At 37.8% G+C, this 13,026-nt stretch carries 12 protein-coding genes and 1 pseudogene; 8 read left to right on the top strand and 5 right to left on the bottom strand.

Annotated features, from left to right (window positions below; all coding sequences use genetic code 11):
- Together RG571_RS10660 and RG571_RS10655 are read left to right on the top strand one after the other, a co-directional pair.
- Positions 1-810: PTS transporter subunit EIIC (locus RG571_RS10660; protein WP_308947676.1), on the top strand; the 810-nt coding region annotated here is incomplete at its 5' end.
- A gap of 261 nt (positions 811-1,071) precedes the next feature.
- Positions 1,072-1,230, top strand: a pseudogene (locus tag RG571_RS10655) (xylulose kinase); the annotation flags it as partial.
- A 170-nt stretch (positions 1,231-1,400) separates the two neighbouring features.
- Here RG571_RS10655 and RG571_RS10650 read toward each other — a convergent pair.
- Positions 1,401-2,249, bottom strand: coding sequence for an SWIM zinc finger domain-containing protein (locus RG571_RS10650; protein WP_002339703.1), 849 nt, complete (start codon positions 2,247-2,249; stop codon positions 1,401-1,403).
- A 597-nt stretch (positions 2,250-2,846) separates the two neighbouring features.
- Here RG571_RS10650 and RG571_RS10645 point away from each other — a divergent pair.
- Entirely contained in the window at positions 2,847-3,710 is an 864-nt protein-coding gene (locus tag RG571_RS10645; RefSeq protein WP_002318826.1) for an AraC family transcriptional regulator, read from the top strand.
- Between the two features lie 99 nt (positions 3,711-3,809).
- Positions 3,810-4,292 carry a GyrI-like domain-containing protein gene (locus tag RG571_RS10640; protein ID WP_002339704.1) on the top strand — a complete coding sequence of 161 codons (483 nt, stop codon included), beginning with the start codon at positions 3,810-3,812 and terminating at the stop codon, positions 4,290-4,292.
- Between the two features lie 262 nt (positions 4,293-4,554).
- Here the strand turns inward: RG571_RS10640 and RG571_RS10635 are convergent, their stop codons facing one another.
- Positions 4,555-5,022, bottom strand: coding sequence for an Rrf2 family transcriptional regulator (locus RG571_RS10635; RefSeq protein ID WP_002287477.1), 468 nt, complete (start codon positions 5,020-5,022; stop codon positions 4,555-4,557).
- 122 nt (positions 5,023-5,144) lie between these two features.
- Between RG571_RS10635 and RG571_RS10630 the strand changes: the two genes are divergently transcribed.
- Positions 5,145-5,996 (top strand): SDR family oxidoreductase, encoded by an 852-nt coding sequence (locus tag RG571_RS10630; protein ID WP_002287475.1) that lies wholly within the window; start codon positions 5,145-5,147, stop codon positions 5,994-5,996.
- A 331-nt stretch (positions 5,997-6,327) separates the two neighbouring features.
- Here RG571_RS10630 and nagE read toward each other — a convergent pair whose 3' ends face one another.
- From nagE to RG571_RS10615, 3 genes are all read right to left on the bottom strand, one after another.
- Positions 6,328-8,286: an N-acetylglucosamine-specific PTS transporter subunit IIBC gene (gene nagE / locus RG571_RS10625; RefSeq protein ID WP_308947674.1), complete on the bottom strand. Its 1,959-nt coding sequence runs from the start codon at positions 8,284-8,286 to the stop codon at positions 6,328-6,330.
- Positions 8,283-9,155 (bottom strand): PRD domain-containing protein, encoded by an 873-nt coding sequence (locus RG571_RS10620; protein WP_002318830.1) that lies wholly within the window; start codon positions 9,153-9,155, stop codon positions 8,283-8,285. Before RG571_RS10620 ends, nagE begins: the two co-directional genes overlap by 4 nt.
- Positions 9,156-9,496: 341 nt before the next feature.
- Complete coding sequence (locus tag RG571_RS10615; protein WP_002339706.1) at positions 9,497-10,369, bottom strand: LysR family transcriptional regulator; 873 nt, start codon at positions 10,367-10,369, stop codon at positions 9,497-9,499.
- 127 nt (positions 10,370-10,496) lie between these two features.
- Between RG571_RS10615 and RG571_RS10610 the strand changes: the two genes are divergently transcribed.
- The 3 genes from RG571_RS10610 to RG571_RS10600 all read left to right on the top strand — a co-directional run.
- On the top strand, positions 10,497-11,066 hold the full coding sequence (locus tag RG571_RS10610) for a DapH/DapD/GlmU-related protein (RefSeq protein ID WP_002318833.1): 570 nt from the start codon (positions 10,497-10,499) through the stop codon (positions 11,064-11,066).
- A gap of 66 nt (positions 11,067-11,132) precedes the next feature.
- A complete protein-coding gene (locus RG571_RS10605) occupies positions 11,133-11,870 on the top strand; it encodes an SDR family oxidoreductase (RefSeq protein WP_002287466.1) in 738 nt (245 codons plus the stop codon).
- Between the two features lie 231 nt (positions 11,871-12,101).
- Positions 12,102-13,026, top strand: a 925-nt coding sequence (locus RG571_RS10600; protein ID WP_308947672.1) for a glycoside hydrolase family 73 protein, incomplete at its 3' end; no start/stop codon positions are given.

Here is a 13,026-nt window from a genome sequence, read left to right as displayed (position 1 = left end):
AATAAGAAACTGCAGATTCAGCTATCCGGAAATATTCCTCCCGCTGTTTTAAAGTCTTTTAATGTATTAATCCCAATCATTATTACGATTACCTCGTTTGCTTTATTGTCATTTATAATCATTCAATTGTTTAATATGGATATAAATAAGCTAATTACCACGATAGTTACAGAGCCATTAAGTAAAATTACAACTGGTTTACCAGGATTTTTGTTAATTACATCTATTGCTAATCTATTTTTTGGATTTGGTATCCATCAAGCAGTAATATCAGGTTCATTGTTAGATCCGTTTTTGATTCAGAATATGCAAGAAAATATGGCAGCTTATGCAAACAAAGAGCAAATTCCACATATTATCAATATGGCCTTTAAAGATACCTTTGCGGTAATGGGTGGATCGGGAAATACGATTGCTTTATTGATTGCAATATTTATCTTCAGTCGTAGAAAAGATTATAAGGACTTTGCTAAATTATCGGTAACTCCCGCTATATTCAATATAAGCGAACCTATTATTTTTGGATTGCCTATTGTATTTAATATCAGTCTGATTATTCCCTTTGTGCTTGCACCGATTTTTTCTTTGACAGTAGCATATTTTGCAACTGCTGTGGGATTAATTAATCATGTAGTAGTGCAAATTCCTTGGACTACGCCACCAGTTATATCGGGATTTTTAGCAACAGCCGGAGAATGGCGAGCAGCTGTTTTACAAATATTAATTATAGCCGCAAGTGTGTTTATATATTTACCGTTTTTACGAATTGACGAACACGTGACAACTAAATTAAGTGAAAATGAAACATAATTTACTATGAGATAACAAAAATTAACACAAGAAGTCGTTGGAATATAAATAGCCAGTAATTTCAATAAGGATCATATTTTTTGATAAGTACGAACATGTAGAAAAACAAACATTTTTTGGTAAGGATAATCATTATTTTTCACAAGACAAACCTATCTGTGTATATACGTCTATTTAGTATATGCAAAGATAGGTTTTTGGTGGTGAAAAATAAAGACTGTTAATATTATTAATCGTTATTTTAATATTTATCTTTAAAGATTAGAGTGGTTCGATACACCTGAAAGTTGTTGTCAGAATTTTATCCAATATACAGATGCTGTGGAACCTCTCTTACAAAATGTAGAAAAGTATCATAAAATCTATCAACAATGCCGGAAAATCTATCCAGCAACGAAGGAAATTTGTCATGACTTATAAAACAAAACGCGTACCTAACAGTCAAATGACTAATATTGGGTACGCGTTAAGTCTTCTTTACTTCATCCTTTGCATGATTCGTGTTTTTAAAGCAGGGTCTGCTGTATTTCTTGTGGATTTAGGATGGTTGTTATCGTTTACTTGCTATTTTTCATTGAAATCGTCTTTCTTTACCGTTTCTTTAGTTTTTTATCTATTTTTTTCTTTTGGTTAGAAAATTCTTTTTCCCGAAAGTCTTCTTTCAGGATTTTTATGGAGTAGCGTTTTGAATAAGAGGCGTCAGTATGATCGACTTGGCAAACGAACCAAGAGAACATTTGCCTTTTTTCTGCATGAGGTGCTTCTGCTAATAATTCTTTCCATAAATAATAACAGTCCTCTATCAGAAGAAGGGTTCGTTCATCCTCAGGCTCCCAATAGAATGTTTCGAGAGTAGCAATCACTTCATTGATCAATTCGAATGCGGGAAGATAGGCATTTTGCTGAATAAGCGATTCAACTGCTTCTTGGATGAACTTTCGCATCTCCATGATGAACTTCGCTGTTTTCCTGTTTTTGTTTTTCTTGATAATATGATCGTATTTATGGATGATAGTTGTTAATTTATCTGAATAATTTATTGCATGAAATGGCATCTTAACTTTGAAGCGTTCGATAAATTGCGGATGTTCTATAAGAATCTCTGTTAAAAGCTCCCGTACATGAGAGGAACTAGCGGAGGAAACAAGGGACGAGAGTTCGGAAAGTGAGTAGTTGGATTTTTTTATTGGACGTTCTTCGTAAGCGAATAAGACAGCAGCCATGTGTTTGCATTTTTTTCCTTCTATGGCATATAGACAATCACAAGTCATGTTGGTCTTTTCATCCCAAGTGATCACTACCTTATAATCTTCCGTGCCAGAAACTGTTGCGGACAAGTACTTGCTTGTATAGTTCAAATGACGGACAAAACCGTGCAGATGATAGCTGTAACCGCGTTCCAAAACGTTTTCAGGAAAATACTCAAGCCAATTATTCATCTAATTCTCCTTTCATGAAACACTTATTTATATTTAGTATAAAGAAACGTTTAAGAAAAAAGTAGCTGATTTTACATATTTGATAATCACTTTTGCTCGAATTGTCAAAAATTCATTCTCCTTTTCTTTTCTTAGAGAATGTGAGAAAAAGTAAAAGAATAGCGTGTTTTAAAGATGGAACTTTTTTTGTTTTTTATTTATCTGACAAAAATGAAGTGATTTTGTTAGAAATAAATAATTGTTCCAATTTATAAAAGAGGTATGATGTATCGCAAAGAAAAATCCAAGCAGCGTTCTGATCAGCAGTTTGAACAACAATTTGCTTTGTACAGTAGGTAGTAAGCGGATTAACTAAGGGAATAAAAGATATTTTTACCGCTTTGTTTACTTAGAATGTGTCTTCCCCAAAATTTATTTTTCTAAAGGTAAAACATAGATAGGCAGATAATACCAATTATCCGTTACGAAACGCTGCTTGAGAATTTTCTTTAGATCCATACAACATTTTCTACATCTGACTAAATTGGTTCCTGATTCATCAAGCAATTGACTTTCTTTGATAATATGATAAAAAGGCAAGCAAGGAGGAAGATAAATATGCTTAAAGATCTGAACCAATTGATCGATTACATCGAAGAACATTTGACAGAAGGACTTTCCTATAAAATAATAGCCGAAAATACAGGAATCTCTGAATATCAATTAAAACGCATCTTTACGTTTATTGCAGGGATGTCGCTAATGGACTATATCAAAAACCGTAGATTGGCTTTGGCTAATCGCGATCTTCTAGATGGATCAAGAGTGACAGAAACGGCGTTTAGATATGGATATGAAACAGTCGAGGGTTTTTCAAGAGCTTTTCGTGATTGGTCAGGATATCTGCCTTCAGAAATCAGCAGATACGGCATACAAAAATCTTTTCCACGCTTGACATTTTTTATTGATGTCAGAGGAGGAAAATCGATGGAATTTCGTATCGAAAAGAAAGAACAGTTTTATGTGGCAGGTGTGGCGAAAAAAGTTCCTGTCAAATTTGAAGGAGTCAATCAAGAAATACAAAAGTTAGCGCAGACAATCACGGAGACTCAAAGGGAAGAGATGCATAAGTTAGGAGATTTATATCCAAATCAAGTAATCAACGTTTCTTATGGATTTGATGGAGACCGCTTGGAAGAAAAGGGCAGTTTGATGCACATGATTGGCTTTGCTACGACAAAAGAAAATTCGTACGCTGATTTAGAAATGCTTGCTATAGAAGGACACACTTGGGCCATTTTTCCTAATAAAGGGCCATTCCCCCAAACTTTACAAGATACTTGGGGGAAAATCTATGCAGAATGGCTTCCTTCTTCAGATTATGAGTTAGTCGAAGCTCCCGAGATCTCTTTTACAAAATGGGGAGAGGATTTCAGTCATGTTTACAGTGAGATTTGGATTGCAGTGAAAGCAAAAAAATAGTTAAAAAATAAAAATATCCCTAGAAAAAAGAGCGTAATCGTGTCATTTCCCTTTAATTTTATGTAAGATGAACTTAATATAATAGAAAGGGTGGGAGAAATGGCAAAGTATAAGATTGAAGAAAAACCAGAGTTTGCAGTGACAGGTATTGGTGTGGAATTGAAAAGTAGCAATACAGATTTTGTCGGTTTGGCAGCAGAGAAGCAAGCCTTTGAGCAAAAAGTCATCAGTGACGGAACAATAGACACCTTGAAACAAGCTGCTGAAAATCATTATTTCTTTACAGTCAACGAACCCTATGACGGGAAAATGATGTACTATGTCGGTGTTCAAACGAGTCAGGATATTCCTAACACTACGAGAATCATCCCATTTCCAAAAGGAACGTATCTCGTCGTAAGCGCTTCATTGGAGTCGCCTGAAGAACTAAGGAACGATTTGACGAATACGGCCTTTGGGCATGTTTTAAGAGAAGTAGAAGATTACGCCTATGTTGGGGGGCCAAATGCTGTAGTCGAAATGGGAGTTACCAACGGGAAATATATGGGAGAAATCTGGATACCGGTAGTCAATAAACCATGATAATATAGAGGTCGTGAAAGTAGCGCTTTGACCTGAGCATTAGAGAGGAAAAAGGGGAAATAGCTTTCCATATTTTGCATTTTTCAGAACTAATGCCGAGGGTCAGCTACTTGAACACCGTTTATCAAGACGTCATGACTTCAGCGCTTTGACCTGAGCATTAGAGAGGAAGAAGGGGCATGATAAGGCTTTTGTCCCCCGGAGAATAAAAGAATTTATGTAGACGATTCCGATCAGAAAAATGCAGGCACAGTAGAGAGAATTATAAAAATCTCTCTACGAGGCCTGTGTTTTCTGGTCTTTTTTCTTTTTCCAAAACGGCTATTTTATGTATCAGACTATCAAGTGTGATCTTAGCCATTTCTTCTTCTGCCTTTTTCTGCAGCCGAGCGTAGCTTTCTTCTAAAGCTTCTTGGATATTCGCACCAACGACGCAATTTGGATTTGTTTTTGGATCGACTTGGATAAGCTGTGTATTACCTTCGATGCTGCGATAGACATCTAGTAAAGAAATCTGATCTGGACTTTTGGCAAGGGAAGGCTGCGGTTTTCCGGTTTTTGTAAAGATCAAACCGGATTTTTTGAGCTGACTCATGATTTTACGTACATTTGCTGCATTTGTTTCGATACTACTGGCAATCATCTCACTAGAAAGTGATCGGGTATCTTGAAACATTTCAATATAGGCAAGTACATGGATTGCATCACTAAATTGCAGAGAATACTTCATCAGTTGTCATCCTTTCATTTTTTTTGCTTGACTTATCTTACCACACTCTTTATGATAAATGTGTAATTTATAAATGTACAGCTGTAAATCTTAACAAATAAAAAGAATAGGGAGTGGCAAATATGCATTATTTAGTAACAGGAGCAACTGGAGGTTTTGGTGGTTATGCGCTGGAATTCTTAAAAAAGATGGTTCCACAAAATGAAATCTATGTACTAGTACGTAGTGAAGAAAAAGGAGAAGCACTGAAAGAAGCTGGATTTAATATACGTATTGGTGATTATGATGATTTAGACTCAATGAAAGAAGCGTTGAAAGGAATAGATCGATTGCTTTTTGTCTCTGGCGTTCCAGGAAATCGTCAAGCCGAACATAAGAATGTAGTGAAGGCAGCACAAGCAGCTGGGGTATCTTATATCGCTTATACAAGTTTTGCAGATGCCGATCACTCGATTAGTGTATTAGCGCCAGATCACCAATTCACTGAAAAAATGATTAAGGATTCAGGTATTTCCCATACATTTTTACGGAATAATTGGTATGTAGAGAATGAATTACCTATCATTGGGCAGGCTTTAAAAACTGGTCAATTCGTTTATGCTGCAGGAAATGGAAAAACAGGTTGGGCATTGAAACGTGAATATGCAGAAGCTGCAGCAAAAGTACTAGTAGAAAGTGACTCTCCAGAAATCTTAGAATTATCCGGCAATCTAACTGACTATGAAGAATTAGCCAAGGCATTAGAGCGTGCGACAGGTAAAGAGTTAGAAATTATTGAAGCAAGTGATGCAGCGTTTGTCGAAAATCTAAAAGAAGCCGGATTCCCTCAAGAAGCAGCTGACATGTTTTTAGCGATCCAACATGATATTAAAAAGGATCAGTTAGCTATTTCCTCTGATGATTTAGAAAAAGTATTGGGAAAACCATTAACTTCTCTTGAAGCAGCATTAAAAGAAATATTGGATCAGGAATAATGTATAAAGAGGTTGTGAAAAAGCCGATTAGTTTTGAGTATGAAGAAAAATTTTGTGAAAATGGCTTTCCACATTTTTGCATAAATTTGACTTCATACCGATAAACTGGTTTTTGAACACCGTTTATCAGAGGTTGTAAAAAAGCTGTTCTGCATCAAGTAATAAGAAGAGTCAAATAAAAAATAGTTCTTCATATGTTACGTTTGGCTGGACTTATTACCGCGGAGTTGGCAGGAGAACGCCGTTTTTATTCGGAAAAAGGAGCTGAGACAAGATTTTTGTCTCAGCTCCTTTTTGTTTATCGATAAAAAAGTCTGGGGAAGACGATGGCTCAGGCTTTGTTGGAAACAGAGCCGATTTTATCATTTGCTTTTACATCACGTGCGGGTTCGATTTTTAAGCTTTGGACTTTGTCGCCATTTGTGAATACAACGACCATATCCGTGTTTTTGCCTGCAGATTGAATAGCGGCAAGATCAACTAAAGCAATCAATTGACCTCTTGCGACTTTTTGACCTTCTTCTACATATAAAGTGAATGGTTCGCCTTTTAAGTCAACAGTGTTGATGCCCATATGAAGCAAGACTTCGATACCAGCATCTGTTTGGATTCCGACAGCATGTTTTGTTGGGAAAATGTTTGTGATCGTACCAGCGATTGGAGAGAAGATTTCTCCATTTTCTGGTAATACAGCATAGCCGTCACCCATCATTTTTTCCGCGAATACATCATCTGAAACTTCAGTGATTGGAATCAGTTTCCCATTTGCGATAGCGTAAATATCTTGTTCGATCGTTCCACCGGCAAATGTTTCTGTTTTAACCACGGTGTTTGTTTGTGCAGGTCGTGCTGCAGCACCACCATGTAGTTTTGCCATCTCATCTGCAACGAATTGTACTTCTGTACCTACGATGACTTGCGCATTTTTTCCGTTGATGATCTTCATACCAGGTACGCCAGTGGCTTTGATTTTATTTTGATCGATCAGGCCTGTATCTTTGACTTGCAAACGAAGGCGTGTAGTACAGTTATCGATCGAAGTTACATTGTCGGCTCCGCCTAATGCAGCGTAGATTTTGCTTGCTTGTGCCGCATATTTATTGTCTGAATTTGTCGTTGCAGTATCGTCATCTGAAAGATCTGCTTCCTCGCGGCCAGGAGTCATCAGATGGAATTCTTTGATAGCAAAGTTAAAGCCAAAGTAGTAAATCACTGCTGTTACTAATCCTTGGACGATCAACATCAATGGCTGATTCGCAATCGGATTTTTCAAAGATAGGAAGTAATCGACAAATCCGGCACTAAAGGCAAATCCTGCTGTCCAATGGAAGAATGCACTCACTGCTAAAGAAATCCCAGTGAAAATTGCATGCAAGACATATAATGGCCAAGCAACGAACATAAATGAGAATTCAAGTGGTTCTGTTACACCAGTAAAGAATGAAGCAAAAGCTGCTGCTAACATCAAGGAAGCTGTTTTTGCTTTGTTTTCTGGACGTGCATTTCTGTAAATAGCATATGCTCCTGCTGGAAGCCCGAACATCATGATTGGGAAAAATCCAGCTTGATACATTCCTGTTACGCCTTTTGTTCCTTCAGAAGCCAAAAATTTACCAATATCATTGATTCCTGCTACGTCAAACCAGAACACGGAGTTCATTGCTTGATGCAATCCTGTAGGGATCAGTAAACGGTTGAAGAAGCCATAAAGACCTGCACCAACCCAGCCTAAACTCAAAATGAATTTAGCAAAAGAAACTAAAGCAGAGTAAACCGGAGGCCATACGAGCAGTAGCACTGCACTGATCAGCAGCATGACAAAGGCAGCCAAGATTGGCACTAGACGCTTGCCGCTAAAGAAAGATAAAGCCATCGGTAATTTTGCTTCGTGGAAACGATTATAAAGAGCTGCCGCAATCAATCCGGCAATAATACCAATAAATACGTTACTGATCTGAGCAAAAGATGGATCAACTGATTCTGGTTTGATATTCAATAAAGTAGCTACTGAATCAGTTTTTAAAACATTTACTGGAACTTCAAATGCGACCAAACCTGCCAAGGCAGCAGCACCTGATTTGTCCACTGACATCCCTAGTGCTAACCCAACGGCAAACAGCAAAGGTAATTGACCTAAAACTGCGTTACCGCCAGCTTGTAAAAAATGAGCGACAATGTCGTTACTATAAGATGCCCACCAGTTTCCGATCCCTACTAGTAAAGCAGCAGCAGGTAAGACCGCAACTGGAAGTTGAAGGGAACGTCCCATTCGTTGTAGATATGCTTTCAATTTTTTTCCTCCTCATGATTGTTAACATTTATTTGTACGATTGCGCTTCTTAAACGCTCGATATGGATGGCCAAGTAACCCAGTTCTTCTTTCGTGATCGCGAGCTGGTATTCTTTGGTCAGCAACACACGGATTTTTTTAGAAATCTTATAGCTTTCTGGGTATTTTCGTTTGACCATTTCTACGATTTCCGTGTCTAAAACAGCATATTGTTGCGCATGGGTTCGTTGTAGAAGCAGTCGTAAATGATTCACCAGTCTTGAATAATTCAGTGAAAATGGTTCTGAATGGATATCTGTTTCCAATTCTGATTCCACTAAATGGATGATGTCAGATACAATCGTCACTTCACGGATACTGCGATGGTTATTGTTCCGACCGCTTCGTCCGCTGTGAATATGGATTGCGATATATCCTGCTTCGTCATAAGTATATGGAATCCCAAGCTCTTTTGTCAGATACTCTACTGCCCATTGAGCAATACTGAATTCATCACTGTAAAGCACTTCGATTTCTCTTAAAAGTTTGTTGCGGATGACGATACCGTTATTAATGTTCTCCGCAGAAAAAGCAATGTGGTCGGTCAAAGCGATCAATACATGTTCATTCAACTTTTCCATCAAAACAGTTTCCGCATGATCAATGATCGTTTCTGCTGCAAATAAAAAGCGTTCATCGATCTGATTAAGTAAATTTTGCAACTTGATTTGACCTTCTGGTTCCATGACAAATATCCGTTCGATATCACGATCAAAAATCAAATCATTTCTTTTTCTGTCAAATCCAATCCCTTTTCCAATAGCTACTTTTTCCTGTCCACCGTCATCTACCAATACTGCATTTTGATTAAAGATCTTTTTGATTTTCATGCGCGCACCCTTTTTGAAGATTTGGTTTTCACGTTTGCTAGACCAGTTGATTGCGACCAAACAAAAATAGACACGAAAAACCTCCTAGGGAAACCATGTTCCTCAGAGATTTTTCATGCCTAGTATGATCTAGTCACATGAAACGAATTATTGTTAACGTAATCAATTTTATATAGACAGTTATGTTTTGTCAATTCTTTTTTTATAATTATAGTAATTTACTGGAATTATCAGAAATAAAAGGAAGGAACAAATTAAGAAACTTATGTTATTTAATCATTGGATCTTTTGCTTAACTTATTCGTTGTTAAAAAGCTGAAAGCGAAGGAAAAAAACTCTACTTAATTGTATTTCTCCGTTAGGACATCTAAAAATTTACGAGCAGCAGGAGAAAGAGGCTGGTCTTTTTTCCAAATGAGATTCAGTGAAGCTTGTAATGGCGGATCGAGTGGGATGAATACTTTTTCCGTCCCATAAGTATTGATGATCCCATCTAGAGCTAATGCACCAAAAGTCCCGTTATCGACCATCAAAGAAGCATTGTACAATAAGTTATATGTTCCGACGATCGATAACTGATCTATGCTGAAACCTAGCCATTCAGCTAGTTGACTGTCCACTGACGTTTGCCGGGAAATGATCAAAGGAACAGTTTTCAGTTCCTGCGGATGGATGACTGTTTGCTTTGCTAAAGGATGATTCCGATGTATCAAAAGTCCCCAATGATCTTGGGCTGGCAGTCGAAATGACTGGTATTTTTGTTTGTTTGTCGGTTCGATTACGAGTCCAAAATCAAGTAATCCGCTATCCAGTTTGTCTATGATATCATCTGCATTCCCGCTATATAAATGAAACTGGATATCAGGATGCGCCTTGATCAACGAATGAAGGCTATCAGAAATGAAAGAGATTGCTTTAGTTTCGCCTCCGCCAATGTAGATTTCTCCAGAGATGATTGCGTCATTTGTTAAATTGTTCGCCGTTTTTTCTACCAACGACAAGATTTCTTTTCCTTTTGAATAAAGATATCGACCAGAATCCGTCAACTGTATCTCTCGGGAGCCTCGAGTGAAAAGTGTCACACCAAGTTCTTCTTCTAAATCTTTCAGTTGTTTTGAGAGAGTAGGTTGCGTGATATGCAGAGATTTTGCTGCTCGGCTGATATTTTTTTCTCTAGCTACTGCTAAAAAATACGTCAGTATACGAATATCCATTTTTTCCCTCCTGTTTTTAAAAAAGCATACCACTAAGTATAGTTAAAAGGAATAGTTAAGTATGTTATATAAGTATTAGACATCATAAGCCGTCCGTTATAAAGTAAGGATAAAAGGAGGGAGCAAAATGACAAGCCTCATCGAAAAACAAATCGTCAATAAAGAGATTCGAGTAACGGATCCGCTCTTTGAAGTGATCCATCAGATCCAAGCTGAAAACGAAGAGCCTTTAGCAGCGCTGAATACTGGGTACCATGAACCAGCAGATATCCGCAAACGGCTAGAAAATATCATTAGTGACAAAGTAGATGATACGGTGACTGTTCTGCTGCCTTTTTATACAGATTTCGGCAAACATATTAGTATAGGGAAAAATGTCTTTATCAATCGTCAAGTGATGTTCGTTGACTTAGGTGGCATCTGTTTAGAAGATTCAGTATTGATTGGTTCTCGTGTCAACCTCATCACGGTGAACCATCTAACCGATCCAAAAGAACGAAGAGGCTTGTCAGTAAAGCCAATCCACATCAAGAAAAATGCTTGGATCGGAGCAGGAGCAACTATTCTGCCAGGCGTAACGATTGGCGAGAATGCCATTGTTGCAGCGAATGCAACTGTTACGAAAGATGTCCCAGACAATACCATCGTTGCAGGAATCCCTGCCAAAATCGTCAAACCTGTCGAACGGATTATTTGAACAGTAAGATGAAATAAGAGATAGTGAGTATAAGCAAGAGATTTTTCAAAACAGGAGGAGAATAGAATGAATGATTTATCAGAAAAAGTGATTGTCATCATGGGCGCTTCAAGCGGAATCGGTGAAGCAACAACGAAGCTGTTAGCAGAAAAAGGGGCTAAACTAGTTATAGCTGCACGCCGAGAAGATCGCCTAAAAGCAATAAAAGAATCTTTACCAGAAGCTGAGCTATATATTCAAACAGCAGATGTAAGAGATTTTGCACAAGTCCAAGCAGTTATCGATTTAGCGATGGAAAAGTTCGGTCGAATCGATGTATTGTACAATAATGCAGGAATCATGCCAACCGCTCCATTAGTTGAAGGTCACCGTGATGAATGGCAAAATATGCTTGATATCAACATCATGGGTGTGTTAAATGGAATTTCCGCCGTACTTCCAATCATGGAAAAACAAAAATCTGGGCATATCATTTCAACTGATTCTGTGGCGGGACATGTTGTTTATCCTGATTCCGCCGTTTATTGCGGAACAAAATTTGCTGTCCGTGCAATCATGGAAGGATTACGTCAAGAGCAACGGCAAAATAACATCAAATCTACGATCATCTCTCCAGGAGCTGTTCAAACTGAATTATATCAAACCATCAGCGACAAAAAGGCTGCTCTTGAACTTCATGAAGCGCAAAAAGAATGGGGATTAACATCTGAAGATATAGCTTCTGCTGTAGCATTTGCGATAGAAACGCCAGACCGGATGTCTGTCAGCAACATGATTATCCGTCCGACGACACAGGAAGTATAATCCATAACGGATAATATCCAGAGAGAATTACTTGTTAAATAGTTATTCAAACGACCATCAATTTAAGGCGTGAATGGAGAAGAATATTCTTCATTTACGTCTTTTTATGCAGAAAAAGCAAATTTATTAAAAAGAAACAAACGTTATTTAAATATGGACATTGACTTGCTTTTACTTTTTTTAGTTACACTGTTATTTAGGAAAAGTTTCATAATTCAAAGGAGAAAAAAGATGAAAGCAAAGAATTTATTATTTAGCGTTATTCTTTTAGGAAATCTAGCAGTTGCCAACACAACAGTGCTAGCTGAAGAATCGACAGAAACTGTCGCAACTCAGACATCGAGTTCTTCAGAAACAGGAATTGAAAACGATACAGAGAGTACTTTGCAGTCAGCTACTGTCTCAGAAAATACAATTTCAACCGAAGAACCAACAACTGAAACAACAGAACAAACACAAACCGAAGACAGTACATCAGCAGAAGCTCAGAACAATCCAGAGAATGCAGAAGAAATCACGAACCAATTGACAGATGGGCAAACATTGACACATACCCATCAAGCAGATTTGTCTGAATTCGAAAACTATACTGGCTATGCTTTTTATGCTCGCTCATCTGCTAATTCTCAACAAGCGTTCATTGATAGTATTGCCTCAACTGCACAAAGTTTGGCAAGTGCCAATGACTTATATGCATCAGTCATGATTGCTCAAGCCATCGTTGAAAGTGGCTGGGGGAACAGTACTTTGGCTTCTGCCCCTAATTACAATCTATTTGGGATTAAAGGAAGCTATAACGGCCAATCTGTTACGATGCCTACTTCGGAATATGTGAATGGGCAATGGATTACGGTGAATGCCGCTTTTAGAAAATATCCTTCGTACAAAGAATCATTGCAAGATAACGTAACGGTATTGAAGACGACTTCTTTTCAGCCAGGCGTTTACTACTATTCCGGTGCATGGAAAAGCAATACGAACTCTTACAAAGATGCTACGGCTTGGCTAACAGGTCGTTATGCCACTGCGCCTAATTATGGTTCTACATTGAACAATGTAATCGAAACCTATAATCTGACACAGTATGATACAGCACCAACTTCAACTTCTCCGATGTATCGTCTGTATAACCGTCATACAGGAGAACATTTATATA

It is taken from the genome of Enterococcus sp. FR204, assembly GCF_031143325.1.
Lineage (GTDB): Bacteria > Bacillota > Bacilli > Lactobacillales > Enterococcaceae > Enterococcus_B > Enterococcus_B faecium.
The sequence above is the reverse complement of the archived record's forward strand: the minus strand, read 5'-3'. Positions and strand labels throughout refer to the sequence as shown.